Genomic DNA, 23,588 nt, shown 5'->3' with positions numbered 1-23,588 from the left:
TGGCGCCCCGGCGCAAACTGGACGACAATAAAGCTGAAAAACGCTGATCGGACTTGTTCGGCTTACATCTGTACGCTAAAGTGCGATGCAAAATCCCGTAGGTAAATAGTGGAAGAGGTATTGAATGAAACGTGCAGTGATTACTGGCCTGGGAGTTGTCTCCAGCATTGGTAATAACCAGCAGGAGGTCCTGGCAAGCCTGCAGGAAGGACGTTCTGGGATCACTTTCTCCCAGGAGCTGAAAGATTCCGGCATGCGTAGTCACGTATGGGGGCAAGTTAAGCTCGACACTACCGGCCTGATCGACCGCAAGGCGGTGCGTTTCATGAGCGATGCTTCCATTTATGCCTTCCTGGCGATGCAAGAAGCGATCGCGTCTTCCGGTTTGAAGGAAGAAGAGTATCAAAACAACCCGCGCGTAGGCCTGATCGCCGGTTCCGGCGGCGGTTCTCCGCGCTTCCAGGTGTTCGGCGCCGATGCGATGCGCAGCCCGCGTGGCTTGAAAGCGGTTGGCCCGTATGTGGTCACCAAAGCCATGGCTTCCGGCGTTTCCGCCTGCCTGGCGACGCCATTCAAAATCCACGGCGTGAACTACTCCATCAGCTCCGCTTGCGCGACCTCCGCACACTGCATCGGCAACGCTGTTGAGCAAATCCAGCTGGGCAAACAGGACATCGTGTTCGCCGGCGGCGGCGAAGAGCTGTGCTGGGAAATGGCCTGCGAGTTCGATGCGATGGGCGCGCTGTCCACCAAGTACAACGACACGCCGGAAAAAGCCTCCCGCACCTACGACGCCGATCGTGACGGTTTCGTCATCGCCGGCGGCGGCGGCATGGTGGTGGTTGAAGAACTGGAGCACGCGCTGGCGCGCGGTGCGCATATCTACGCAGAAATCGTCGGCTACGGCGCAACGTCTGACGGCGCCGACATGGTTGCCCCTTCGGGTGAAGGCGCAGTGCGCTGCATGAAGATGGCGATGCAGGATCTGGACGCGCCGATCGACTACATCAACGTGCACGGCACCTCCACACCGGTGGGCGACGTGAAAGAGCTGGGCGCCATTCGCGAAGTGTTCGGCGACAATACCCCGGCCATCTCCTCCACCAAGGCGATGACCGGCCACTCGCTGGGCGCCGCGGGCGTGCAGGAAGCGATCTACAGCCTGTTGATGCTGGAGCACGGCTTTATCGCACCGAGCATCAACATCGAAACCCTGGATGAACAGGCGGTTGGCATGAACATCGTGACCCAGCCGACTCAGCGCGAGCTGACCACCGTGATGTCCAACAGCTTCGGCTTCGGCGGCACCAACGCCACGCTGGTGATGCGCAAACTGGCGAAATAATTCCGCCTAAGCTTCACCTCGCCATCAAGCCCGCGTTTTCGCGGGCTTTTTACTGCCCTAAGCCCACTTGACGGGCGCTCGGAGTTTTCCCAAATCACATCCCCTGACACATCATTACCTCGCCATTACACGCGTTGGGCATACAATAGCCTGGTAGCGTGATTATCGCTCGGCGTAGCTTTCTAAAGTGATCGAACATTGAGGCAAGAAGTATGAAAAAGTTAATTGCGGTTGGGTTACTGTCGGCCGTGTTGGCCGGATGCGCCACCGATTCTCCCTGCGTGCCGGTCTATGATGACCAGGGGCGTCTGGTGCACACCAACACCTGCATGAAGGGCACCACTCAGGATAACTGGGAAACCGCGGGCGCGATCGCCGGCGGCGCGGCGGCGGTTGCCGGTCTGACCCTCGGCATCATCGCGCTGACCAAGTGATCGGCGCGGAACAGGAATAAGCCCGGCCATTGCGCGCCGGGCTTTTTTATCTCACTGCACCAAAAACGCTTTGAACTGCGGCGTCATCACGGCGCTGAAACCGTCGTCGGTTTTACTGATCAGGTATACCGCCAGCCCTTTCTCTTCTGCGAGCTGCAACGCTTTCTCCGGGCCCAGCACCATCAAACCGGTATCCCAGCCGTCGGCCTCGAGCGCGGTCGGGGCGATCACCGTGGCGGAAACCAGCCGGTGGTTGATCGGCTTGCCGGTGGTCGGATCGATGACATGGGAGTAGCGCTGGCCGTTTTGTTCAAAGTAGTTGCGGTAGCTGCCGGCGGTGCTGATGCCGTAACCGTGCAGATCCACCAGCGCTTGTACCGCATTTTCACGATCGGTCGGCTTTTGGATCGCCACCCGCCAGGGCTTGCCCTGGCCGTTGACGCCACGTGAAGAGACCGCACCACCGACCGATACCAGGTAGTTGGTAATGCCGTGACGGTTCATCAGGCGCACCAACTCATCGGCGCCATAGCCTTCGCCCAGCGTCGAGAGATCGACATACATGCCCGGCAGATCTTTTTGCAGCCACTCCCCGCGGTTGTCGCTGATCAGCTTCAGGTGCTGCAGGCCGGTGCGCTGCTTTGCCGCGTCGATCTGCGCCTGTTCCGGCACCTTGACCGGATGTTTGTCGGGACCGAACCCCCACAGGTTCACCAAGGGGCCGACGGTGATGTCCATGGCGCCGCCGGTATCGCGGCCGATGCGCTGAGCCATCAATACGATGTCCGCCATGCCGCGCGGGATAGGCTGCGGTTCGAGGCTGACATTGCGGTTAAACCTCGACAGCACCGAATCGGCGCGGTAGGTCGAGATGTCGTCGTTGGCCCGTTCGAGCACCGTGTCGATCTGCCGCTGCAATTCTTGTTTGCCGATCGCGACGTCACCGCTGACTTTTACGCTGTAGAAAGTGCCCATGGTTTTGCCGTCAATATCGATTTGCGGGCGGGAGGAGGCGTCGTCGCAGGCGGCGAGCAGGGCGCATAAGGCGCTCAACAGCGCTCCTTTGGCGAACAGGGAAGCCATAACATGTCCTTTGAAACCGTGAAAGCCGCTACAAATAAAGTAAAGCGCGGCAAATGGAAAGCGGATAAAGGTAAAATAGCATTTTGCTGGCGCTGAAGCCGCGTCTGAGCTAACGTCTGCCCATTCTTTTCGGTGAGGTTCACACTGCCGCTATGAGTTCAACCGCCATTTCCCGGCTCATCCATCCCTTTGCCAAAGACCGTTTCTTGCATGCATTGCTGCTGGCCGGTGTGGCGATGTTCGCCTTTCATCCGCAGCCGCTGGCAGCGCTGGGTGGTTTCATCGACGGCCGTACCCTTATCACCCTGTTGGGGCTGATGCTGCTGACCAAAGGGGTGGAGGTCAGCGGCTACTTCGATTTTGTCGGCCGCAAGATTATCAACCGCTTGCACAGCGAACGGCGGCTGGCGCTGTTCCTGGTGTTTTCCGCCGCGCTGCTGTCGTCGTTTCTTACTAACGATGTGGCGCTGTTTATCGTCATTCCGCTCACCATCACGCTAAAAAAGCTGTCGGCGCTGCCGGTCGGCCGCCTGATCATCTTCCAGGCGCTGGCGGTGAACGCCGGTTCGCTGCTGACGCCGATCGGCAACCCGCAAAATATCCTGCTGTGGAGCCGCTCCGGCCTCTCTTTCCTCGGTTTCATCGGCCAGATGGCGCCGTTTGGCGCCGCAATGATGTTGAGCCTGCTGGCGCTGACCTGGTTCAGCTTCCCGGCGCGCGACATCGTGAAAACGCCGAATACCGAGGGCTATCCCTACCAGCGGCCGCTGTTGCTGAGCTGTGTAGGGCTGTATGCGGTTTTCCTGCTGTGTCTCGATTTCGATCTGCCGTTGTACGGGCTGCTGGCGGTGTTCGCCGGTTTCTTGCTGCTGGCGCGCCGAGTACTGTTGCAGATCGACTGGAGCCTGATTTTCGTGTTCGCCGCCATGTTCATCGATGTCGGCCTGTTTACCCGCCTGCCGCCGCTTCAGCCCGCGTTCGCCGCCATCGCCGGGCTGAGCGAGGGGAGCGTGTATGCGTTGGGCGTCGGGCTGTCGCAGATCGTCAGCAACGTGCCGGCCACCATACTGTTGCTCAACTATGTGCCCTCCAGCGCTCAGCTGGCCTATGCGGTCAACGCCGGCGGCTTCGGGTTGGCGATCGGATCGCTCGCCAACCTGATTGCGTTGCGCATGGCGGGGGAGCGCAAGATCTGGTTGCGCTTCCACTATTATTCGCTGCCGCTGTTGGCATGGGCCGCGTTGCTCGGCTGGGTGATGAGCTAAGCCGGTTGGCCGCTTTGCCGCGCGGCCAGCAGGCAAATGCTGCGGGTCACCTGATAGGATTTCACGAAGGCGCTGACGGGTAAAAACTCGAAGCGCGAGTGGAAGTTATGCGCGCCGGTAAAGTAATTGGGCGTCAGGATGCCGCGGCTGGAGAGCGCCGCACCGTCGGTGCCGCCGCGCATCGGGATCACCTTCGGCGGGATGCCGTGGGCGGCGAGGGCGCCGAAGATCAGATCGATGGCGCGCCGGTCTTCGCCGATGGCGTTGCTGATGTTGCTGTAGATGTCGCTGACGCTGCAGCTGACGTTGGCGCGCGGGTAGTTGGCCGCCACCTGGCGCACCGTCTCCTCAAGGCGGGCTTTGCGTGCCTCGAACGCCGCGCGATCGAAGTCGCGAATCGACACCTTCAGCGTCGCCTGATTGGCGTTGGCGGCCAGATCGGTGAACCAGAAATAGCCCTCGCGCCCCTCGGTGTGCTCCGGAGTATCCTGCACGTCGAATCGGTTGATGATATCGTTGGCGATGCGTATCGGGTTGATTAACACGTTTTTCGCCGACATCGGGTGGGCGGTCACCCCCTCGATGCGGATCTCCGCCGCCGCCGCGTTGAAATTCTCGTACACCACTTCACCCAGTTCGCAGCAGTCGATGGTGTAGGCGAAATCGACGGGGAAACGCTGCAGATCCAGCGCTTTGGCGCCGCGCAGGCCGATCTCTTCGTCCGGCACGAACGCCACTACGATATCGCCGTGGCGATCGGCCGCGGTCAGGTTGGCCAGCAGCGTCATCACCACGGTGACCGCCGCCTTATTGTCGGCGCCCAGCACGCTGGTGCCGTCGCTGAACAGGATCTCTTCGTTTCGGTAGGGCAGGATCTCCGGATGCTCGGCGGTACGCAGCCAGATGCCTTGCTCGGCGTTAAGGCATAAATCTTCGCCGGTGAAGCGCAGGCGCTGCGGGCGAATCTCGGGCGACAGGCCGACGTCCACGGTGTCGATATGCGTGATGAAGCCGATGCGCGGCGCGCCGGGTTGGGTGCCGGGCTTGCGGGCGGTCACGGTGGCGTGCTCGTCGATCTGCACGTCGGCCAGGCCGAGCCGGCGCAGCTCGTCCGCCAACAGTTGCGCCATCTCATGCTGCCCCGGCGTGCTGGGCAGGGTGGCTGCGGCGGCGTTGCTCTGGCTGGTCACCGCCAGATAGCGGAAGAAACGTTCGGTAAGCTGTTCGGCAATCGGGCTGGTCATCGGAACTCCTCGCGGTTGGCAATCTACCGGTTTTAAAACGAAATCAGCCGTTTGTCCAACGGTGCAATGCGTAAACCGCCAGAATGCGAAGCATCGCGCAGAAACGAAAAATAGCGGTGCAACTAGGAAATAGTCGCAGGTTTCTGCGGCAAAATCGGTGTTAGCTGTGGGCCAGGAAGCGCCTACATAACACTTATCTGTCCCTCAAGGAGAATTCATGCGCACCGGTCACGCTCTGCTTATCACCTTACTGTCCCTGGGCATCTCTCACAGCGCCTGGTCGTCTGCCGATACCGGGCACGCCAACAGCAACGCCAACAGCCGCGAAGTGGCCAGCGCGTTGGGCGGCCTGAAGAACAAAACCTACGAACTGGAGCAGGCGCCGAAGATCCGCGTCGCCAGCTTCAATATCGCCGCCGGCAAGGTCAGCGACATGACCGCCATTGCCAAGGCGATTCGCGCGATGAATGTCGACGTGGTGGCGCTGCAGGAGGTGGATAAACTCACCGCCCGCAGCGGGCGGGTCGATCAGGCGGCGGAACTGGCGAAGCTGACCGGCATGCAGGCGGTGTTCGGCCGGGCGATCGATTTCGACGGCGGCGAATATGGTTTGGCATTTCTCTCGAAGTATCCGCTGCACGACGCCGTGATCTATCCGCTGCCGTCCGGCCAGCGCGAACAGCGCATCGCCTTCAGCGCCAAGGTTGACGTGCCGGAGTTCCCGACGCCGATCACCCTGTTCAACACCCACCTCGATACCAAGGAAGATCCGACGATGCGTCTGGATCAGGTACGGGAGCTGAACGATCGCACTATCGAGGTGCGCGGCATCAAGCTGCTGTTCGGCGATATGAACGATGTGCCGGGCAGCGTCACCTGGCTGGAGCTGAGCCGCTATTGGAACGATATCATGCCCAACGGGCAGGACGGCCGCAGCTGGCCGGCGGAAAATGCCGAGATCAAGGTGGATTACATCTTCACCGGCAACGCGCAGCGCTGGCATCTGGACAGCCTGACGGTGCCGAACGCCAGCGGCGACTGGAACGGCGTGCATTGGCCGGCGGTAAGCGACCACCTGCCGCTGGTGGCGGAGATGCGCCTGACCGAACAATAAGCCGATCGGCGTCCCATTGGGGCCAGGCTAAGCCACGGTGATCCGCGCCAGCCGCTCGACGGCGCAGCGGATCTCGCCCGGCGTCAGGGCCGAAAAGCCCAGCAGCCACCCGTCGCGCTGCGCCTGAACCGTTTGGTATTGCGCTGTTAACCCGGGCGTCAGGATGCCGAGCCGCCGCGCCTGCCGGCTGAGCGCCGCCTCCTGGCCAGGCGGCAGCCAGACGCTGAGCTGCAGGCCGCCGGCGGCGGGAGCGGGGGTGGCGAAGTGGTCGAGTTTTTCGCGTACTGCCGCCAGCAACACATCGCGCCGGCTATGGTAGAGTTGGCGCATGTAGCGGATATGCGCGGCGAAGTGCCCCTGGCGGATGAATTCGGCGGTGACCGCCTGCATCAGCTGCGCGCTGTGGCCGTCATACACCGTGCGTGCGGTGACGAACGCTTCAACCAGCGTGGGCGGTACGATCAGGTACGCCAACCGCAGCGAAGGGAACAGCGATTTGGAGAAGGTGCCGAGGTACAGCACCCGGCCACGGCGATCCAGGCCCTGCATCGCCGGTATCGGCAGGCCGTCGTAATGAAACTCGCTGTCGTAATCGTCCTCAATGATCCAGGCCTGCTGCTTTTCCGCCAGCGTCAGCAGTGCCAAGCGGCGCGCCAGGCTGAGCGCTGCGCCGGTTGGGTATTGGTGCGAGGGCGTCAGATAAATCAAACGCGGCTCGGGCAAGGAGGGCTCAGGGCGCAGGCCGTCGCCGTCTACCGCCACCGGCGTCAGGGCGGCGCCGGCGCTGATAAAGGCGTTTCTCGCCCCGGCGTAACCCGGTTCTTCCATCCAGACGCTGTCGCCGCTGTCCAGCAGCAACGTGGCGCTCAGCTGCAGCGCCTGCTGTGAACTGGTCAGCACGATAACCTGGTTTGCATCGCAGATTACGCCGCGCGTTTGGTTGACGTGGGCAGCAATCGCTTCACGCAGCGGCAAATAGCCCTGCGGGTCGCCGTAGCGCAGCAGGCTTTCTCCCTGTAGCCGCAGGCGCTGTGCGGTCAGTTGCTTCCACAAGGCTAGCGGAAACGCGCGCAGATCCGGCGAGCCGGCGGCAAACGCCTGTGGCTGCTGCGGATCGCGGCAGCCGCCGGTTTGCACGATCTGTTGGCCGCGTTGCGAAAGGCGCGGCATGGCGGTGCGGGGCGGCGGCAGCGGCGATTTGGCGATGCGGATAGCCACAAATGTGCCCTGGCCGACGCGGCGCTGCAAATACCCCTCCGCCTCCAACTGGCCGTACGCTGCTTCGACGGTCACCCTTGAAAGTTTCAGATCCCCAGCCAGCACTCGGCTGGAGGGCAGGCGTTGCCCAATGTTCAATGCGCCGTGGTGGATGGCCTGCCGCAATGCCGCACAAAGACGTTCGCGCAGCGTGCCGACGGCCTGGGGCGATTGCTGAAACAGCGTGATCAGCGTGTGCCGCATAATGGGTCTTATCATCTGTGGATAATGGGTATCAATCATAAGACCAAAATGGGGCACTATTGTCATCTGTCTTGATGCACGGGAGTAAGTGATATGTCGAAAGAATCATTGGTGCTGGCTTTTCCGCCGGCGGCGCCGGAAGAAAGCCTGGCCTATCTGGCGGCTAAACTGAGCCGCTATGCGGATGCCTGGGATGTGGCGGAAGATCTGCGCAATGGCGTGGACGAGATGGTGGTGATCGACACCCGCGCGGAGGCGCTGTACGCCGCCGGGCATATCCCCGGTGCGCTCAGTTTGCCGCATCGCCTGATGGATGAAGCCGGCACGGCGCAGCTGGATCGCCGGAAAGTGTATGTGACCTACTGCGACGGCATTGGCTGCAACGGATCCACCAAAGGTGCTTACAAGCTGGCGAAACTGGGATTCAGGGTGAAGGAGCTGATCGGCGGGCTGGACTTCTGGCTGCGCGATGGCCATCCATTGGCCATCGGAGAACAGCCGGGATCGCTGCGCGATCGGGCTGCTGCTGAGGACTGCGGCTGCGCCTGAGGCGTTAAAGCACCAGCGCCAGCACGACCGCCAACGCCAACAGCAGCAGGCTCAGCGCCACGGCCGGCTTGCTCAGCGCTTTTTGCAGCGGCAGAGGCAAGGCGGCGATCAGCGGGTTGAGCAGCGGCTGCGGTTCGACAGGGTGGCTGGCGATCGGCTGCGCCTGGCCGGCTTTATCCAGACGGCGGGCAAACAGCTGATGAACGGCGTCGCTCATTTGCGGATGCGTCAGCGGCGCATTGGCGCCGCAGTTGAAGCGCGCCTGGCAATAGTCGTTCATCTGCTGCAGTTCTCGCTCGTCCGCCGGCTGCTTGAGCGCCGCCAGCAGGTTGTTCAGCGTTGGCGCGTTCTGCGGGCTGAGCGCCACCTTCACCTGTAAAAACTGGTTCAGCAGCTGGAAGTGGCGCGCCGGCAGCGGATCGTTGGTTTTCACGCCCGCCAGTTCGAACAGCGTTTGCCAGATTTTAGCCGGCGCTTCGCCGGTGGCGGCGCTGAGTTTGGTGATCTGCTGCTGCAGGCTTTGATGCTCTGCGGGCAGCAGCGGGCGATCGCTGGTGGCGGTTTGCTGCGGCTGGGGAATGGTCAGGCCGCCGGTTTGCAACAGATTAAGTACCTGTTGCAATTGCTGTGGGCTCAGTTGGCTCAACACCGTATGGCCGAACTGCTGGCGAATAAAGTCGCTGACCGCCTGGCGGTTATTGCCTTGCGGCAGCAATTCGGCCAGCTGTTGCATCAGTTGGCGCCCGGCATGGTTTTGCTGCGCCTGCGTCAGGCGCGTTTGCAGCAGCTGTTCCGCCGGTTGAAAATGGCGCGCCAGCAGTTCGCCGCCTTTGTCGGCGCCGAGATCGTGATGCAGAGACGCCCAGATCTCCGCCGATTTGACCGGGCTAAGCGTCATGATTTTCACGATCAGTTTTTCCAGCGTCGTGCGCTGCGCCGGAGAGAGGGGTTGATCGTCAGTGGCCGCCGTTTTGCCCGGGGAGGGGGGGCGTTCGCCGGCGATTGGGGTGCCCGGCCCACTCAAAGGTTGCATATCACCAGTCCTTCGCTGTGTATCCCCGCAGAATGCCTGGAGGAGAAAATCGTCATCGTACCCGGCGAAAAGCGCAGGCTTACCCATTATGATACCTGTAAATCGCCGCCATCAATACCGCCGCTCAGACATTTCTTTACCGACAAAACGTTGCTAATCGCGCCCGCGCCGCTAAGATAACCCCAGATCTGAACATGAGGATGGCATGGTTAAACGGCAGCGGATTGCAAAATGGTTTTTATGCCTGGCTTGCCTGGTGGTGCTGACGTGCATGACCCAGCGCATGGCGGGCCTGCATGCGCTGCAGCAAACGCTGGGGATCCCGGCCGCCACCGCCGTTCAATCCGGCGATGAGGCCGCCGAAGCGCAGCCGACACCCTGTGAGCTGAGCGCCAAGTCATTGCTGGCCGCGCCGCCGGTGATGTTCGAAGCCATGCTGTTCGGGCTGGGTCTGCTGCTGGCGCTGTTGGCGCCGACCATTGCCGCGCGTCTGCGCATTCCTCCACCTCGCGCCATTTCACCCCCCACCCTCAGGGTGCACCTTCGATTATGCGTCTTCCGTGAATGAGTTAATCGCCCGTTTTTCGTGGTGAATTAATCATTTATGGAGAATTAACATGTTGAAAATCATCAGGCTGGCCTGCGCTTGCCTGTTTATGCTGTGGCTGCCTGCCTTGCAGGCGGCGGACAGCGGCTGGCTGCAAAATCCGGCCAACGATCATGCCAAGGTGCGGCTGCGCGCCGACACGTCACAGCCGGGAGTGAGCCGTTTGCTGCTGTCGGTCGAGCTGCAAAAAGGCTGGAAAACCTACTGGCGCTCTCCGGGCGAAGGCGGCATCGCGCCGGCTATCGTCTGGCAAGGCCACCCACCGCCGGCGACCTGGCACTGGCCGACGCCGCAGCGTTTCGAGGTGGCCGGCATTTCCACCCAGGGCTATCACGATCGGGTCACGTTGCCGATCGTGATGTCAGGCCAGGTATCCGGCACGCTGGCGGGTACGCTGACGCTGTCTACCTGCAGCAACGTCTGCATTCTGACCGACTACCCGTTCAGTCTGGATCTGACGACGCCGAACGATCCGCAGTTTAATCACGATTTCGCGCAGGCGATGGGGCAGGTGCCGATCGCCGCCGGGTTGGCGGAAAGCGTCAAGGCCGGGTATCGCAGCGGCGAGCTGCAGATTTCCGCCGAACGCGCCGCCGGCTGGCAACAGCCTGCGCTGTTCTTCGATACGCTGGCGGATGCCGATCTCGGCAAGCCGCAGGTTGAAACCGACGGCGATCGGTTGCTGGCGCGAGTCCCGGTCAGCGATGGCTGGGGCGATGCGGCGCCGGACCTGCGCGGCAAAACGCTGACGCTGGTGATCGACGACGGCGGCATGGCGCAGCAGATTACGCTGCCGATTGGCGATCCGTTGGCCGCGCCCGCCGGTGCGGCGTTCCCGTTGTGGCAGGCGGTATTGATGGCGCTGGCGGGCGGGGTGATCCTCAACCTGATGCCGTGCGTGCTGCCGGTGCTGGGCATCAAGCTCGGTTCGATCCTGCAGGTGGAGCGGCGCGATCGGCGCAGCGTTCGTCTGCAGTTCCTGGCGTCGTCGCTGGGCATCGTCGCCTCGTTTATGGCGCTGGCCCTGCTGATGACGCTGCTGCGGCTCGGCAACCACGCGCTTGGCTGGGGCATTCAGTTCCAGAATCCGTGGTTTATCGGCTTTATGGTGCTGGTGACGCTGCTGTTCAGCGCCAACCTGTTCGGCCTGTTCCATTTGCGTCTCTCGTCCGATCTGAATACCTCGCTGGCGACCCATAACGGGCATGGCCTGAGCGGCCATTTCTGGCAGGGCGCGTTCGCCACGCTGCTGGCGACGCCGTGCTCGGCGCCGTTTCTCGGCACGGCGGTGGCCTTCGCGTTGGCGGCGTCGCTGCCGGTGCTGTGGGGCATGTTCATCGCGCTTGGCATCGGCATGAGCCTGCCGTGGCTGCTGATCGCCGCCTGGCCATCGCTGGCGCTGCGATTGCCGCGCCCCGGCCGCTGGATGAATACCGTCAAGCTGACGATGGGATTGCTGATGCTGGCGTCGTCGCTGTGGCTGCTGAGCCTGCTGAGCAACCATATCGGCGCAAAGGCCACGCTGTGGCTGGGGGCGTTGGCGCTGCTGGCGTTGCTGCTGGCGGTGTGGCGCCAACAGGGGGCACGCTTGGCGGCCAAGCTGGCGGCAGGCACTGTGGTGCTGGCGGGCGTGGTTCTGCTGGCCGGATCGCTGACCGCCGGCCTGTGGCGCCAACCGTTGCAGGATCGGGTGCAGTGGCAACCGCTGAGCGAGCAAGCGATCGCCGAGGCGCTGGCGCAGCATAAGCGGGTGTTCGTCGACGTGACAGCCGACTGGTGCGTGACCTGTAAAGCCAACAAGTTCAATGTGCTGCTGCGTGATGACGTACAGCGCGCGCTGCGCGCCGACGATGTGGTCGCGCTGCGCGGCGACTGGAGCCGTCCGTCGGCCGACATCGGCGCCTTCCTGCAAAAGCGCGGCAGCGTCGCCGTGCCTTTCAACCAAGTCTATGGCCCCGGCAGCCCGGACGGCGAGGTGTTATCCCCGCTGTTGACCCGTGACGCCGTGCTGCAAACGCTTTCCCATGCCAAAGGAACCGAACAATGAAAAAACTACTGATTTTACTGATGATCATCGCCGCCCCAGCGTGGGCCGCCGAGCCTTTCACCCCGGCGCAAGAGGCGCGCATCAAAGAGATGATCCGCGAAACGCTGGTGTCCAACCCGGACATTCTGGCGCAGGCGGTGGAAGCCTGGCAGCAGCAAACCGCCGGCGAGCAAATCAGCCAGACTATCAAGCAGAACGCCAAAACGCTGTACCAGGATCCGGCCAGCCCGCGCCTGGGCGCCGCCAACGCCAAACTGACGCTGGTGACCTTTACCGACTATAACTGCCCGTACTGCAAGCGTTTTGATCCGATGTTGGAGAAGATCGTCAAGCAATACCCGGACGTGGCGCTGGTGGTGAAGCTGCTGCCGTTCAAGGGCGAAAGCTCGGTCAGTTCGGCGCGCGTGGCGCTCACCACCTGGCAACAGCACCCGGATCAATTCTGGGCCCTGCACCAGCGGCTGATGGCGAAAAAGGGCTTCCACGACAATGCCAGCATCGCCGCCGCGCAGGAGAAAACCGGCGTCAAGGCGGTGGCGCCCAGCGAACAGAGCATGACCACGCTGCGCACCAATATGGCGTTGGCGGAGCAACTGGGCGTACAAGGGACGCCGGCGACGCTGATCGGCGATCGAATGCTGCCGGGGGCGGTGTCGTATGAAGAGCTGGAAACGATGGTGAAACAGCAGCTGGCGAAGGCTAACAATGGCTAAGCTCAAGCGCTGGGGGCGCGAGTTGTTGCTGCTGGCGCTGATCGCATTGGCGGTGGTGACGGTGATGGATTGGCTGAACGCGCCGCAGGCGCCGCCGGCCTTCGATGCCCAGACGCTGACCTCGCTGGACGGCGAGCGCGTGTCGTTGGCGCAGCTCAGCCATGAGCGGCCGCTGCTGGTTTACTTTTGGGCCAGCTGGTGCGGCGTTTGCCGTTTCACCACGCCGGACGTCGCCCGCTTGCAGGCGGCGGGCGGCAACGTGCTGACCGTCGCGCTGCGCTCGGGCGATGATGCCCAGGTGAAGCAGTGGCTGGCGCGCAAACGGCTGGCGCTGCCGGTGGTCAACGATCCGGCCGGTGCGCTGTCGGCGCAGTGGCGGATTGGCGTCACGCCGACCTTCGTGGTGATCTCGCAGGGCAAGGTGGTGCAAAGCACCACCGGCTGGACCAGCTACTGGGGGATGAAGCTGCGGCTGTGGTGGGCCGCCGTCTAACCGGCGTTTTTCTCCGTTATTACCTCCTCAATCGCCCGGCACAGCCGGGCGATACCTTCTTCAATCTGCGGCGGCGAGTTGGCGGCAAAATTCAGCCGCAGGCCGTGTGCGCCCAGCTGTTCCTGCGCATAGAAGCATTCGCCGCGCGCGAAGGTCACCCCGTGTCGCCAGGCCACCGGCATCAGCTCGGCGGTGGTTACCGCCTCCGGCAGCGTCAGCCAGATAAACAAGCCGCCTTGCGGCGTTTCGAAACGGCACCCCGGCGGCAGCCGATGTTGCAACGCGTCGATCATTACTTCCAGATGCAGGCGGTAGACGCGCCCGGCGCGCCGCAGCTGCTTGTCGTAACGGCCGACGGTGACGAACGCGTCCAGCGCCCGCTGGATCAGGCTGGAACTGGTGAAGCTGTCGACGTGCTTGCGCCTGGCGAAACGCTGATAGTGTTCGCTGTCCGCCACCAGATAGCCGATGCGCATGCTGGGCAGCAGCATTTTGGAGAAGGTGCTGACGTAGATCACCGCGCCCGGCTGCGCCAGCGCTCGCAGCGACGGCAGCTGTTTGCCCTGATAACGCAGATCGCCGACGAAGTCGTCCTCCAGGATCACCACGCCGGCCCGTTGGGCGATCGCCAGCAGGCGCCGCCGGCGGGCCTCGCTCAGGCAGCGGCCGGTCGGGTTGTGGAAGTTGGGGATGGTGTAGATCAGTTTAGGGTGGTGGCGTTCCAGCAGCTCGGGCAGTCGATCGACCAGCATGCCGTGGCGATCGCCGGGCACGGAGACGATATTGATGCGGTGCTGGCGCAGCAGGCCCAGCGCTTCGGCGTAGGTCGGCTCTTCGACGATCACCGTATCACCCGGCGCCAGCAGGCTTTGCACTACCAGACTGATGGCATGCTGCGAACCGTTGGTGATCAGCACCTGTTCGGCCTGCGTGGGGATGCCCTGGGCGCTGAGAATGCGGCTCAGCGTATCGCGCAGCGGGTAGTAGCCGCAGTATTCGCCGTAACTGAAGGCTTCTTCCGCGTGGCGGCTGAGCACCGACAGCAGTACTTTGCGAAACGCCTCCAGCGGAAATATCTTGGGGCTGCCGACGCCGGCGGCGAAGTTGATCAGCCCCTCCGGCAGCGGGGCGTCGGCGTAGCCGTCCAGCCGCGAGGTGAGGGTGGTGAAGCTCTCCAGCGGGAAGGGGGCGTTGCTGGTCGGCCGGGCCGGGCGCGTTTGCGCCTGCGGGTGCGCGACATAGGCGCCGCTGCCGCGCCGCTGGTGCAAAAAGCCCTTGGCCGCCAGTTCGGCATAGGCGTTATCCACCGTCAAACGGCTGACCGCCAATTCGGCAGCCAGCGTGCGTGTCGAGGGCAGCTTGTCGCCATCCACGAACACGCCGGTGAGGATGGCGCGCCGCAGCGCTTCTTCGATCTGCAAATACAGCGGAACGTCCTGTTCGCGATCTAACGGGATGTGCATGCGAAATTGGCCCGGTTAGGGAGATGGTTTTTTACTATACCCCATGTCAACAGGGCTTCAAGCGCAGAAAAGTGGCCTGCATGACAACGCCGAAAAGTGGCTATAGTGGGAAAAAATGGCCGCGTTACACTGTGCGCCTGAGCATTTATGTCGCCATTTTCCCGAGGATCTCATGTCATTACCGTCAGGCGTTTCCGCCCGGCCGGCGTTGCCCGGCGCGCGCCTCTTTCAGGGCAGCAGCCAGGGTTACGTCATCGCCATTATCAGCGCCATGCTGCTGGCCTTTACCGCCATCATTATCCGTGCGCTGACCGAGTACTATCAGCTGCCGACCTTCGTGCTGGCGTTCTGGCGCGCGGCGCTGGTGGCGCTGGTGCTGTTGCCGCTGCTGTTGCTGGTGAAACCGCAGTGGGCGCGTCTGCGCCGTGAGCAGGTGGTGTTCTACGCGCTTTACGGGCTGTTGCTGGCGCTGTTCAACAGCCTGTGGACGCTGTCGGTAGCGCTGAATGGCGCGTCGGTGGCGACCATACTGACCTACTGTTCGGTGGGCTTTACCGTGTTCCTCGGCTGGGTGATGTACAGCGAGCGCCTGACGCTGCGCCAACTGCTGGTGATCGCCATCAGCCTGGGCGGTTGCTTCCTGGTCAGCAACGGCGACAGCATGGGGAACAGTCACTTCGATCTGCTGGGGCTGCTGGTAGGGATGCTGTCGGGAATCGGCTATACCCTGTATACCCTCGGCGGGCGGGTGGCCAGCGAACGCGGCTATCCGGTGTGGAACACCATCCTGTACGTGTTCGGTTTTTCGGCGTTGTATCAGCTGGCGTTCAACGCGGCGCTGATGGCGTTCCCGTTGGCGGCGTTCCACGGCATGGCCGGCGATTTGTGGTTCCTGTCGCACGGCGCGCAAGGCATCCAGTGGAGCGGCTGGCTGTTGCTGCTGGCATTGGCCGCCGGGCCGACGCTGTTGGGCTTCGGGTTGTATAACATCAGCCTGAAAACGCTGCCGCTGGCGGTGGCCAACCTGATCCTGTCGCTGGAACTGGTGTTCACCGCGGTGATCGCCTATTTCCTGCTGGGGGAAAGCATGAATCAGCTGCAGCTGCTGGGCAGCGCATTGGTGATGGGCGGGGTGCTGTTGTTGAAAAGCAAGACCGCCGAGGCGTGATCGGTTACCCTTGTGCCTCGCAAGGGAGGCACTAATGATGAATAACCCGAGATTGAAACGAGCGCTTATCGCTTGAATGGCCGTGTTGAGTGAACGACAACACGGCCACAGACATTCCGTTCCGTGGCTTTTATTCCGGTAACAAGAGAATACGCCATGTCCGAAAAACACTGGTCCCAAACCGAACTGTTGCATCAGACGGTGACCAACCCGAATATCATTGTCAAAGGCACCCACAGCTACTACAGCGACTGCTGGGATAGCGGCTTCGAACGCTCGGTGGTGCGCTATCTGCACGGCGACGCGGTCAGCCGCCAATGGCAGCCGCTGGGCGAAATAGATCGCCTGCTGATCGGCGATTATGTGTGTATCGCGGCCGAAGCGGTGATCCTGATGGGCGGTAATCACACCCATCGCATCGACTGGCTGAGCCTGTACCCGTTTATGGCAACCATCAAGCAGGCATACCGTCCCAAAGGTGATACCCGGCTGGGTGACGGCTGCTGGATCGGCATGCGGGCGATGCTGATGCCGGGGATCTCGATAGGCGAGGGGGCGATCGTCGCCGCCGGTAGCGTGGTGGCCGGCGATGTTGCGCCTTATGCCATTGTCGGTGGTAACCCGGCGAGGTTTATCCGTTGGCGGTTCGCGCCGGAAGTCATCGCACGGTTGCTTGCCTTGCGCCTCTATGACTTGTCCGAGGTGGACTTTGCGGTGATTCAGCCGTTGCTTGCCGATAACGATATCGGGGCGCTGGAAAGGGGAATGGCGACCTTGCGCCGATAAACGCCACGGGCGGGGGATCCCCGCCCGTTTCGCGTTATTCGGCCTTGGCCTCGGCCGCCGGTTGGCGGCGTTTGCGCATCAGGCGCAGCAGCGGCGGCAACGCCAGCACCGCCACCGCCAATACCAGCAGCGTTTGCGCGATGCTGCTGCTCCACAGAATGCCGAACTCGCCGTTGCTGATCGACAGCGCGCGGCGCAGGTTTTGTTCCAGCATCTCACCCAGCACAAAGCCCAGAATCAGCGGCGACATCGGGAAATGCATTTTCCGCAGAATGTAGCCGAACACGCCCAACCCGACCATCAACAGCAGGTCGAAGGTGGTGCTGTGCACCGCATAAACCCCCACCGCCGAAACCGCGGCGATCGCCGGCACCAGGAACCACAGCGGGATGGTCAGCATGCGGGTGAACAGACCGACCAGCGGTAGGTTCATGATCAACAAAATGACGTTGGCGATCAGCAGCGCGGCGATCAGCCCCCAGACGATATCCGGCTGTTCGGTGAACATCGCCGGGCCGGGGGTGATGTTGTACAGCGTCAGCGCGCCCATCATCACCGCCGTGGTGCCGGAACCCGGCACCCCCAGCGTCAGCATCGGAATGAACGAACCGCAGGCCGAGGCGTTGTTGGCCGCTTCTGGCGCCGCTACGCCGCGGATATCGCCCTTGCCGAAGGTATCGCTGTTGCCGCTGATTTTCTTCTCGGTCATGTAGGTCAGCGCGCTGGCGATAGTGGCGCCGGCGCCTGGCAGAATGCCGACGAAGAAACCGATCACCGACGAACGCAGGGTCGGGCCCGCGCACTGCGCCGCCTCTTTGCGGTTGAACAGCAACCGGCCGGTTTTACGCACCAGCTTTTGCCCGGCGCTGGTGCTTTCCAGCATCAACAGGATTTCGCTGACCGAGAACAGGCCGATCACCACCACGATAAACTGCACGCCGTCGGAGAGGTGCACGCTGTCGAAGGTAAAGCGGTAAACGCCGGTGTTGGCGTCGACGCCCACCGTCGCCAGCCCCAGGCCGATCAGCGCCGCCAGCAGCGATTTCAGTGGGTTCTGGCTCATCATGCTGCCGAGGCAGGCGATGGCGAACACCATCAGGGCGAAATATTCCGCCGGGCCGAAGGCCAGCGACCAGCGGGCCAGCAGCGGCGCGAACAGAATGATGCCGCCGATGGCGATCATCGAGCCGACGAACGAGCTGACCGCCGAGATGGACAGCGCCACGCCGGCGCGCCCCTGCTGCGCCATTGGGTAGCCGTCCAGCGCGGTCATGATCGCCGCCGCGTCGCCCGGCACGTTGAGCAGAATCGACGAGATGCGCCCGCCGTATTCGCAGCCGATATACACCGTCGCCAGCAGGATCAGCGCCGATTCGGCCGGCAGTTTGAGGGCGAACGCCAGCGGCAGCAGGATCGCCACGCCGTTGATCGGCCCCAGCCCCGGCAACAGGCCGACGATGGTGCCGACGAAGCAGCCGATCAGGGCGATAATCAGGTTCTGCGGCACCAGCGCCACTTCAAACCCTTGGGTCAAATACATCCAGGTATCCATCATCGCTCCCGTTAGCTCAGCCAGGCGCCGAGCGGCAGTGTGACATCGAGAAGTTGGTCAAAGGCGTAGTACAACGCTGCGCCCATGATGACGCCGGAGATGGCCGCCGCCGGCAGGCTGGCCTGAAACAACAGGCCGATGCTGAACGTCAGCAGCGCGGTCGCCAGAGGGAAGCCGAGCCATTCAAAGCCCCAGGCATACAGCACCAGGGTGATCACCAGCACCAGCAGCCGCTGCAGCACCTTGCTGTGCGGCCACTCCACCGCCTGCGGGCGGCGCAGCAACAGCAGGGCCGCGCACAGCGCCATCAGGCTGAGGATCGCCAGCGGGAACGGGCGCGGCCCCAGCGGTTCATAGCTGTATTCGCTCTGGATGCCCCAGCCGATGAACAGCCCGCCGATACACAGCAGCAGCCAAAAGCCGGCAAAAATACGATCGCTCATGGTTTTCCCCTGCGGTTATTTGGCCAGGCCGAACACTTTCGCCTGCTCACGGTATTGGGCAACCTGGTTCTTCACGTAGGCGTCCAGCTCTTTGCCGGTCAGGTTGAATTCGAACAGGCCGCGCAGATCGCGCTGCTGTTTGAATTCGTCGGTCGCCATCATTTTCTGGAAGGTGTCGATCCACCACTGATACTCTTCATCGCTGACTTTCGGCCCGACGTAGAAGCCGCGAATGATCGGCCACACCAGGCTGTACCCCTGTTCTTTGGCGGTCGGAATGTCGGCCAGCTGGCCCGGCAAACGTTGCTCGGCATACACCGCCAGCACGCGGATCTTGTCGCCCTGCAGGTAAGGCACCATCTCGCTCAGGTCACCGGAAACCGCCTGAATATGGTTGCCCAGCAGCGCGGTGACCGGCTCGCCGCCGCCTTCGAACGCCACGTAGCGCATCTTGCGCGGATCCACGCCGACTTCGCGCGCCAGCAGCGCGGTTTTCATCCAGTCCTGGCTGCCGATGGAGGCGCCGGCGCCGAACACCACGCTGTTGGGATCTTTTTGGAAAGCGTCCATCAGGTCTTTCAGGGTTTTGTAAGGCGAGTCGGCGCGCACTGCGATCATGCCGTAGTCGGTTCCGACCGCCGCCAGCCATCTCACGTCGTCCACGTTGTAGCGGCCGAACTTGCCCTGGGCCAGATTGAGCAGCGAGCCGCCGGAGAAGGCCACCACGGTGCCGAACTCCGCCGGGCGCTGCGCGACGATGGCGTTGTAGGCCACCGCGCCGACGCCGCCGGGCATATAGGTGACGCGCATCGGTTTATCGATGGCCTTGGTATCCTGCAGCGACACCTGAATCAGTTTGCAGGTCAGATCGAAGCCGCCGCCGGGTTTGGCCGGCGCAATGCATTCGGTGCGTTTGGGCGCCTCTGCGGCAAAGGACTGAGAGGCCGCCAGCAACAGGGCGGCGGCGGTAAAGGTTCGGGTCATTATTTTTTTCATTGTGACTTGCCCTCGGTATTGTTCTGGTTGTGAATCCCGCTGAGCGCGGTTGCGGAATTGTTAAAACAACAACCTTTCATTTACCTTTCAGTGGCCGGAAAAGTTTCCAGTCTGTGATTAGGGTCTCTTGTCGCCAGCGAATGGCGGGTGCGCTACCATAGAAACGAGGGCAAGAACAGGGCGCTAAACCGGCCAAAATCCTGCGTAATATCAGGTTTGCCGTTTTGCTTTCGCGATAAAATCATGATCAGTGAAATGAATAGAGACGCAGTGATATGTTTTCGTTAGGGAAATTGTTCAGCGGCAGGGACAGCGCCAAAGTATGCGCAATTAAACGGTTGCCTGAGGTCTACGCGGAGATGGTCGGTGGAAGCGGGCAGTGCCGTTTGAAGCGACTGCGCGCCGAGGTTGGCGTGTTTGAGCTGCATTTCGTCAACGCCGCCGGTGAAAGATATGCCTGCCAGATGACCGCCTGCGTGACCGGCATTGATCTGGTGTTTGCCGCCAACAACCGCTCCGTGCTGGTTTCTTCGCCGTTTACCGCCGACAAGCTGCGCCCGGTGCTGGACATTGCCGTTGCCGATAGCCCCATTCCGCTGATCTGACGCCGCCCTGCGATCGCGCTCCATACGCATAATTGTGTGCCAGCTCCCAAAACTGGCGGCGCGGCGCTCTTTTATCCCCTTATTTTCCATGCCATTCTTTGTTATCAGCCTGTTAACGGACGCCGTGTCGGCGCCAGGTTGTTCAGGTAAATCAATGGAATGGGAACATGCGACTGTTATTGGTTGAAGATCACCCCGAGCTGTCTCACTGGTTGCAAAAGGCGCTGACCGGCGCCGGGTTTGCCGTCGACGTCGCCCCGGATGGCGTGGCGGCCGATCATCTGTTGCTCAACGAGCGTTATGCGCTGGCGGTGTTGGATGTGGCGCTGCCGCGTTTGAACGGCCTGGATTTGCTGGCGCGCCTGCGCAAGCGCGGGCAGGATCTGCCGGTGCTGTTGCTGACGGCGCGCACCGACGTGGCCGATCGGGTAAGGGGCCTGAATCTGGGGGCGGACGATTACCTCACCAAGCCGTTCGAATTGGACGAGCTCGAAGCGCGTATTCGGGCGCTGCTGCGCCGCAGCGTCGGTGCCCCGCAGCCGGCGTTGCAGTACGGCGCGTTGACCTACCATGACGAAGGCTATTTTCTGCTGGAGAGCAAGCCGCTGGCGCTGACGCCGCGCGAACTGGCGGTGTTGACCGCGCTGATGCATCGGCGCGGCCGCCCGGTGGCCAAACAACAGCTGTTCGAGCAGGTGTTTACGCTGTCCGACGAGGCCAATCCGGAGAGCATCGAGCTTTACGTACACCGCCTGCGGAAAAAGCTGCAGGGCAGCGACGTGGCGATCGTCACGCTGCGCGGTCTGGGCTACAGCCTGGAGCTCTGCAATGCGGTGGTTTAACGCCCCGCGTTCGCTGTTCTATCAACTGCTGCTGTTTTTTGGCCTGCCGCTGCTGGCGTTGGGCGGTATCTCCATCTACACCCACTATTTCAGCGCCATGAGCGCCGCCACATTGGCTTACGATCGCACGCTGCTGGCGTCGGCGCGCACCGTGGCGGAGCGACTGGTGGTGCGCGAAGGCAAGTTGGCAATCGATGTGCCCTATGTGGTGCTCGACAGCTTCGAGCGCAACATGAACGATCAACTGTATTACGAGGTGATTTCGCCGCAGGGAAAAAGCATCTCGGGCTATGACGATTTGCCGTCGCTGCCGCCCCATATCCCGCGCTCCACGCTCTACCCGGCGCTGGTGCATTTTTATGATGCGGAATACCTCGGCCGGCCGATCCGCGTGGCGGCGCTGTTTCAGCCGGTCAACGAGTCGGGGGTGAGCGGCATGGCGACCATTTTGGTGGCGGAAACCCTGGAGTCGCGCCGTTACCTGGCGCGGCAGATGATGATCGCGGCGCTGCTGAGTCAGGGCACGGTGGTGGTGTTGACCCTGATCCTGGCGTTCGCGCTGCTCAAGCGGGTGTTGAAGCCGATGCGTAAACTCTCCGGCATCATGCTGCGGCGCGATCCGGGCGAGCTGACGCCCTTGCCGCGGGTATTGCCGTGGTCGGAGATGCAGCCGCTGCTGGTGGCGTTCAACCGCTATATCGAACGGCTGCGGCTGATGGTGGCGCGTCAGGAACGTTTCAGCGCCGACGCTTCCCACCAGCTGCGCACGCCGCTGGCGGTGTTGAAGACTCAGGTCGGGGTGGCGCTGGCCAGCGATCGGCCGCAGCAGTGGCGCGAAAGCCTGCAGGCGATGAGCGCGACGCTGGACAATACCGTGGCACTGACCGACCGCCTGCTGTATCTCTCACGCCTGAAGGCCAGCGAGCACCAGGCCGAGCGCAAGCTGCAGCCGGTCAACCTGGCTCAGGTGCTGCGCGACGCCTGTTTTTCCCGCTTGCCGCAGGCGCGCAGCAAGCAGATCGATCTCGGCTTCGAAGGTGAAGCGGCGTGTCAGGTGGCGGGGGAATCGCTGCTGTTGGCCGAGCTGTGCGCCAACCTGTTGGACAACGCGTTGAAATACACACCGCGTCAGGGCGTGGTCACCGCTCGCCTCACGCAGGAGAAGGCGACGGGGGAAGGCGTGCTGGAGATTGAAGACAGCGGCCCCGGCATCGCCTTGCAGGACAAGGCGCTGGCGCTGCAGCCGTTTCACCGGCTCGACAACGTGGGCGATCAGCCGGGCGCCGGCCTGGGGCTGGCGCTGGTGAAGGATATCACCGCCTATCACGGCACCCGCCCGGAGCTGTTGAGCTCCGCCGCGCTGGGCGGCCTGTTGGTGCGGGTGCGTTTCAGGCTGTTGCCTTAAGCCTGTTCTTTGCAGGACTCGACGTTGGCCGCCGGGGCTTTGGCTTTACGCGTCAGCGGCGTGCGCAGCCGCTGCGACAGGATAACGCCCAGCAGGGTAATGCCGCCGCCGATCAGGTGATAACCGTGCAACTGCTCATGCAGGAACAGCACGGCGATAGCGGCGGTAAACACCGGCGCCAGGTTCATGAAGATCGAGGCGGTGTTGGCGCCCAGGCGCATCACGCCCTGGATCCACAGGAACGGGGCGATGATCGAAGCCGGAATGCCGGCGAACAGCACCAGCGGCAGGTTATGGCCGTTCAAGCCGACATCCTGCGCCATCAGGAAATTAGGCAGCAGCAGCAGCACGCCGAACAGGATCTGCACGTACAGCGATTGCCAGTTCGGCAGCGCGATGGCCCAGCGTTTGGTCAACACGCCATACAGCGCGTAAGAGGCGGTGGCGAGCAGCATCATCAATTCCCCCTTGCCGATACCGTGCTGCAGCAGCACGCCGGGCTGGCCGCCGCTGACCAGCCAGATCAAACCGCCGAAGGAGAGAATACTGCCGAGCAGCACGCCGACGGTCGGCGCAATGCGCAGCAGGACGATGCTGATCAGGATGGTCAGCAGCGGGATCAGCGACACGATGATGCCCATAAACAGCGCGCTGACGCTGTGCGCCGCGTAATAGGCCAGGCTTTGATACAGCACCATGCCCAGCAAGCCTAGGATCATTAGTTTCCACCAGTTGGCGCGCACCTGCGCCCAATTGCGCAGCACGCCCGGCAGCACGAACGGCGTCAGGGCGATCAGCGCCAGCAGCCAGCGGTAAAGTGAAATGGCCGCCGGATCGATGGCGGTGGCGGAGAGTTTGCTGACGACGGCGTTAATCGACCATATCAGCACGGCCAACAGTGGGAAGAGCATATTCATGATAATTATTCTCAATAACGTCC

General features: G+C 62.5%; 23 protein-coding genes. 14 read left to right on the top strand and 9 right to left on the bottom strand.

The window, feature by feature from the left end; translation table 11 throughout:
• Positions 1-124: 124 nt before the first annotated feature.
• Entirely contained in the window at positions 125-1,345 is a 1,221-nt protein-coding gene (gene fabB / locus ACJ8PN_RS20265) for a beta-ketoacyl-ACP synthase I (RefSeq protein ID WP_004936203.1), read from the top strand.
• 212 nt (positions 1,346-1,557) lie between these two features.
• Positions 1,558-1,779: a hypothetical protein gene (locus ACJ8PN_RS20260; protein WP_004936201.1), complete on the top strand. Its 222-nt coding sequence runs from the start codon at positions 1,558-1,560 to the stop codon at positions 1,777-1,779.
• 51 nt (positions 1,780-1,830) lie between these two features.
• Here ACJ8PN_RS20260 and apbE read toward each other — a convergent pair whose 3' ends face one another.
• Positions 1,831-2,862, bottom strand: coding sequence for an FAD:protein FMN transferase ApbE (gene apbE / locus ACJ8PN_RS20255; protein ID WP_171454465.1), 1,032 nt, complete (start codon positions 2,860-2,862; stop codon positions 1,831-1,833).
• Between the two features lie 152 nt (positions 2,863-3,014).
• On the opposite strand from apbE, the gene ACJ8PN_RS20250 reads away from it, so the two are divergent.
• Positions 3,015-4,127, top strand: coding sequence for an SLC13 family permease (locus ACJ8PN_RS20250; RefSeq protein WP_060559993.1), 1,113 nt, complete (start codon positions 3,015-3,017; stop codon positions 4,125-4,127).
• Here the strand turns inward: ACJ8PN_RS20250 and pepT are convergent.
• Positions 4,124-5,371 (bottom strand): peptidase T, encoded by a 1,248-nt coding sequence (pepT, locus tag ACJ8PN_RS20245; protein ID WP_004936192.1) that lies wholly within the window; start codon positions 5,369-5,371, stop codon positions 4,124-4,126. The genes ACJ8PN_RS20250 and pepT overlap by 4 nt on opposite strands.
• A gap of 217 nt (positions 5,372-5,588) precedes the next feature.
• On the opposite strand from pepT, the gene ACJ8PN_RS20240 reads away from it, so the two are divergent.
• A complete protein-coding gene (locus ACJ8PN_RS20240; RefSeq protein WP_171454464.1) occupies positions 5,589-6,485 on the top strand; it encodes an endonuclease/exonuclease/phosphatase family protein in 897 nt (298 codons plus the stop codon).
• A gap of 27 nt (positions 6,486-6,512) precedes the next feature.
• Here ACJ8PN_RS20240 and pdxR (ACJ8PN_RS20235) read toward each other — a convergent pair whose 3' ends face one another.
• Entirely contained in the window at positions 6,513-7,946 is a 1,434-nt protein-coding gene (gene pdxR, locus ACJ8PN_RS20235) for a MocR-like pyridoxine biosynthesis transcription factor PdxR (RefSeq protein WP_171454463.1), read from the bottom strand.
• Positions 7,947-8,039: 93 nt separating this feature from the next.
• Here pdxR (ACJ8PN_RS20235) and ACJ8PN_RS20230 point away from each other — a divergent pair, with 93 nt between their 5' ends.
• Positions 8,040-8,495 (top strand): rhodanese-like domain-containing protein, encoded by a 456-nt coding sequence (locus ACJ8PN_RS20230; RefSeq protein WP_171454462.1) that lies wholly within the window; start codon positions 8,040-8,042, stop codon positions 8,493-8,495.
• A 4-nt stretch (positions 8,496-8,499) separates the two neighbouring features.
• On the opposite strand, the gene flk is transcribed toward ACJ8PN_RS20230, so the two are convergent.
• Complete coding sequence (gene flk, locus ACJ8PN_RS20225) at positions 8,500-9,528, bottom strand: flagella biosynthesis regulator Flk (RefSeq protein WP_171454461.1); 1,029 nt, start codon at positions 9,526-9,528, stop codon at positions 8,500-8,502.
• A gap of 205 nt (positions 9,529-9,733) precedes the next feature.
• On the opposite strand from flk, the gene ACJ8PN_RS20220 reads away from it, so the two are divergent.
• Genes ACJ8PN_RS20220 through ACJ8PN_RS20205 form a run of 4 tightly spaced genes read left to right on the top strand, consistent with a single transcriptional unit; the run spans position 9,734 to position 13,388 of the window.
• The gene (locus tag ACJ8PN_RS20220) at positions 9,734-10,096 is read left to right on the top strand and encodes a hypothetical protein (RefSeq protein WP_048324536.1); all 363 of its coding nucleotides are present in this window, start codon (positions 9,734-9,736) and stop codon (positions 10,094-10,096) included.
• A 49-nt stretch (positions 10,097-10,145) separates the two neighbouring features.
• A complete protein-coding gene (locus ACJ8PN_RS20215) occupies positions 10,146-12,182 on the top strand; it encodes a protein-disulfide reductase DsbD family protein (RefSeq protein WP_171454460.1) in 2,037 nt (678 codons plus the stop codon).
• Positions 12,179-12,895 carry a DsbA family protein gene (locus tag ACJ8PN_RS20210; RefSeq protein WP_171454459.1) on the top strand — a complete coding sequence of 239 codons (717 nt, stop codon included), beginning with the start codon at positions 12,179-12,181 and terminating at the stop codon, positions 12,893-12,895. The genes ACJ8PN_RS20215 and ACJ8PN_RS20210 overlap by 4 nt, the downstream gene beginning before the upstream one ends.
• Positions 12,888-13,388 (top strand): protein disulfide oxidoreductase, encoded by a 501-nt coding sequence (locus tag ACJ8PN_RS20205; protein WP_015378604.1) that lies wholly within the window; start codon positions 12,888-12,890, stop codon positions 13,386-13,388. Before ACJ8PN_RS20210 ends, ACJ8PN_RS20205 begins: the two co-directional genes overlap by 8 nt.
• Here the strand turns inward: ACJ8PN_RS20205 and pdxR (ACJ8PN_RS20200) are convergent.
• Positions 13,385-14,851 carry a MocR-like pyridoxine biosynthesis transcription factor PdxR gene (gene pdxR, locus ACJ8PN_RS20200; RefSeq protein WP_411260977.1) on the bottom strand — a complete coding sequence of 489 codons (1,467 nt, stop codon included), beginning with the start codon at positions 14,849-14,851 and terminating at the stop codon, positions 13,385-13,387. The genes ACJ8PN_RS20205 and pdxR (ACJ8PN_RS20200) overlap by 4 nt on opposite strands.
• A 172-nt stretch (positions 14,852-15,023) precedes the next feature.
• Here pdxR (ACJ8PN_RS20200) and ACJ8PN_RS20195 point away from each other — a divergent pair, with 172 nt between their 5' ends.
• Together ACJ8PN_RS20195 and ACJ8PN_RS20190 are read left to right on the top strand one after the other, a co-directional pair.
• On the top strand, positions 15,024-16,019 hold the full coding sequence (locus tag ACJ8PN_RS20195) for a DMT family transporter (RefSeq protein WP_442535177.1): 996 nt from the start codon (positions 15,024-15,026) through the stop codon (positions 16,017-16,019).
• Between the two features lie 156 nt (positions 16,020-16,175).
• The gene (locus ACJ8PN_RS20190) at positions 16,176-16,805 is read left to right on the top strand and encodes a CatB-related O-acetyltransferase (protein WP_351109465.1); all 630 of its coding nucleotides are present in this window, start codon (positions 16,176-16,178) and stop codon (positions 16,803-16,805) included.
• Positions 16,806-16,839: 34 nt separating this feature from the next.
• Here ACJ8PN_RS20190 and ACJ8PN_RS20185 read toward each other — a convergent pair whose 3' ends face one another.
• Genes ACJ8PN_RS20185 through ACJ8PN_RS20175 form a run of 3 tightly spaced genes read right to left on the bottom strand, consistent with a single transcriptional unit; the run spans position 16,840 to position 19,796 of the window.
• On the bottom strand, positions 16,840-18,357 hold the full coding sequence (locus tag ACJ8PN_RS20185; protein ID WP_016926872.1) for a tripartite tricarboxylate transporter permease: 1,518 nt from the start codon (positions 18,355-18,357) through the stop codon (positions 16,840-16,842).
• 11 nt (positions 18,358-18,368) lie between these two features.
• A complete protein-coding gene (locus ACJ8PN_RS20180; RefSeq protein ID WP_048324522.1) occupies positions 18,369-18,800 on the bottom strand; it encodes a tripartite tricarboxylate transporter TctB family protein in 432 nt (143 codons plus the stop codon).
• 15 nt (positions 18,801-18,815) lie between these two features.
• Positions 18,816-19,796, bottom strand: coding sequence for a Bug family tripartite tricarboxylate transporter substrate binding protein (locus ACJ8PN_RS20175; protein ID WP_015378599.1), 981 nt, complete (start codon positions 19,794-19,796; stop codon positions 18,816-18,818).
• 386 nt (positions 19,797-20,182) lie between these two features.
• Between ACJ8PN_RS20175 and ACJ8PN_RS20170 the strand changes: the two genes are divergently transcribed.
• The 3 genes from ACJ8PN_RS20170 to ACJ8PN_RS20160 all read left to right on the top strand — a co-directional run bounded on the left by ACJ8PN_RS20170 (position 20,183) and on the right by ACJ8PN_RS20160 (position 22,648).
• Positions 20,183-20,401 (top strand): hypothetical protein, encoded by a 219-nt coding sequence (locus ACJ8PN_RS20170; protein ID WP_253718481.1) that lies wholly within the window; start codon positions 20,183-20,185, stop codon positions 20,399-20,401.
• Positions 20,402-20,568: 167 nt separating this feature from the next.
• Positions 20,569-21,243 carry a transcriptional regulator TctD gene (tctD, locus tag ACJ8PN_RS20165; protein WP_004936146.1) on the top strand — a complete coding sequence of 225 codons (675 nt, stop codon included), beginning with the start codon at positions 20,569-20,571 and terminating at the stop codon, positions 21,241-21,243.
• Positions 21,230-22,648 (top strand): sensor histidine kinase, encoded by a 1,419-nt coding sequence (locus ACJ8PN_RS20160; RefSeq protein WP_171454455.1) that lies wholly within the window; start codon positions 21,230-21,232, stop codon positions 22,646-22,648. Before tctD ends, ACJ8PN_RS20160 begins: the two co-directional genes overlap by 14 nt.
• Here ACJ8PN_RS20160 and ACJ8PN_RS20155 read toward each other — a convergent pair.
• Positions 22,645-23,565, bottom strand: coding sequence for a DMT family transporter (locus tag ACJ8PN_RS20155; RefSeq protein ID WP_033648062.1), 921 nt, complete (start codon positions 23,563-23,565; stop codon positions 22,645-22,647). The genes ACJ8PN_RS20160 and ACJ8PN_RS20155 overlap by 4 nt on opposite strands.
• Between the last annotated feature and the right edge of the window lie 23 nt (positions 23,566-23,588).

The sequence above is a fragment of the Serratia sp. CY76391 genome, from assembly GCF_052166695.1.
In the GTDB taxonomy this organism is placed as follows: domain Bacteria; phylum Pseudomonadota; class Gammaproteobacteria; order Enterobacterales; family Enterobacteriaceae; genus Serratia; species Serratia nematodiphila.
Note: the sequence above shows the minus strand (reverse complement) of the source record. Positions and strands in the feature narration are given on the sequence as shown.

Excerpts from the sequence above, each read along its gene's own strand:
- pdxR (WP_171454463.1), bottom strand. The coding sequence starts at position 7,946 with ATGCGGCACACGCTGATCACGCTGTTTCAGCAATCGCCCCAGGCCGTC.
- ACJ8PN_RS20160 (WP_171454455.1), top strand. The coding sequence starts at position 21,230 with ATGCGGTGGTTTAACGCCCCGCGTTCGCTGTTCTATCAACTGCTGCTG.
- ACJ8PN_RS20215 (WP_171454460.1), top strand. The coding sequence starts at position 10,146 with ATGTTGAAAATCATCAGGCTGGCCTGCGCTTGCCTGTTTATGCTGTGG.
- ACJ8PN_RS20260 (WP_004936201.1), top strand. The coding sequence starts at position 1,558 with ATGAAAAAGTTAATTGCGGTTGGGTTACTGTCGGCCGTGTTGGCCGGA.
- pdxR (WP_411260977.1), bottom strand. The coding sequence starts at position 14,851 with ATGCACATCCCGTTAGATCGCGAACAGGACGTTCCGCTGTATTTGCAG.
- ACJ8PN_RS20250 (WP_060559993.1), top strand. The coding sequence starts at position 3,015 with ATGAGTTCAACCGCCATTTCCCGGCTCATCCATCCCTTTGCCAAAGAC.
- fabB (WP_004936203.1), top strand. The coding sequence starts at position 125 with ATGAAACGTGCAGTGATTACTGGCCTGGGAGTTGTCTCCAGCATTGGT.
- ACJ8PN_RS20240 (WP_171454464.1), top strand. The coding sequence starts at position 5,589 with ATGCGCACCGGTCACGCTCTGCTTATCACCTTACTGTCCCTGGGCATC.
- ACJ8PN_RS20210 (WP_171454459.1), top strand. The coding sequence starts at position 12,179 with ATGAAAAAACTACTGATTTTACTGATGATCATCGCCGCCCCAGCGTGG.
- ACJ8PN_RS20185 (WP_016926872.1), bottom strand. The coding sequence starts at position 18,357 with ATGGATACCTGGATGTATTTGACCCAAGGGTTTGAAGTGGCGCTGGTG.
- ACJ8PN_RS20155 (WP_033648062.1), bottom strand. The coding sequence starts at position 23,565 with ATGAATATGCTCTTCCCACTGTTGGCCGTGCTGATATGGTCGATTAAC.
- ACJ8PN_RS20190 (WP_351109465.1), top strand. The coding sequence starts at position 16,176 with ATGTCCGAAAAACACTGGTCCCAAACCGAACTGTTGCATCAGACGGTG.
- ACJ8PN_RS20175 (WP_015378599.1), bottom strand. The coding sequence starts at position 19,796 with ATGAAAAAAATAATGACCCGAACCTTTACCGCCGCCGCCCTGTTGCTG.
- apbE (WP_171454465.1), bottom strand. The coding sequence starts at position 2,862 with ATGGCTTCCCTGTTCGCCAAAGGAGCGCTGTTGAGCGCCTTATGCGCC.
- ACJ8PN_RS20195 (WP_442535177.1), top strand. The coding sequence starts at position 15,024 with ATGTCATTACCGTCAGGCGTTTCCGCCCGGCCGGCGTTGCCCGGCGCG.
- ACJ8PN_RS20230 (WP_171454462.1), top strand. The coding sequence starts at position 8,040 with ATGTCGAAAGAATCATTGGTGCTGGCTTTTCCGCCGGCGGCGCCGGAA.
- ACJ8PN_RS20220 (WP_048324536.1), top strand. The coding sequence starts at position 9,734 with ATGGTTAAACGGCAGCGGATTGCAAAATGGTTTTTATGCCTGGCTTGC.
- pepT (WP_004936192.1), bottom strand. The coding sequence starts at position 5,371 with ATGACCAGCCCGATTGCCGAACAGCTTACCGAACGTTTCTTCCGCTAT.
- ACJ8PN_RS20180 (WP_048324522.1), bottom strand. The coding sequence starts at position 18,800 with ATGAGCGATCGTATTTTTGCCGGCTTTTGGCTGCTGCTGTGTATCGGC.
- tctD (WP_004936146.1), top strand. The coding sequence starts at position 20,569 with ATGCGACTGTTATTGGTTGAAGATCACCCCGAGCTGTCTCACTGGTTG.
- ACJ8PN_RS20205 (WP_015378604.1), top strand. The coding sequence starts at position 12,888 with ATGGCTAAGCTCAAGCGCTGGGGGCGCGAGTTGTTGCTGCTGGCGCTG.
- flk (WP_171454461.1), bottom strand. The coding sequence starts at position 9,528 with ATGCAACCTTTGAGTGGGCCGGGCACCCCAATCGCCGGCGAACGCCCC.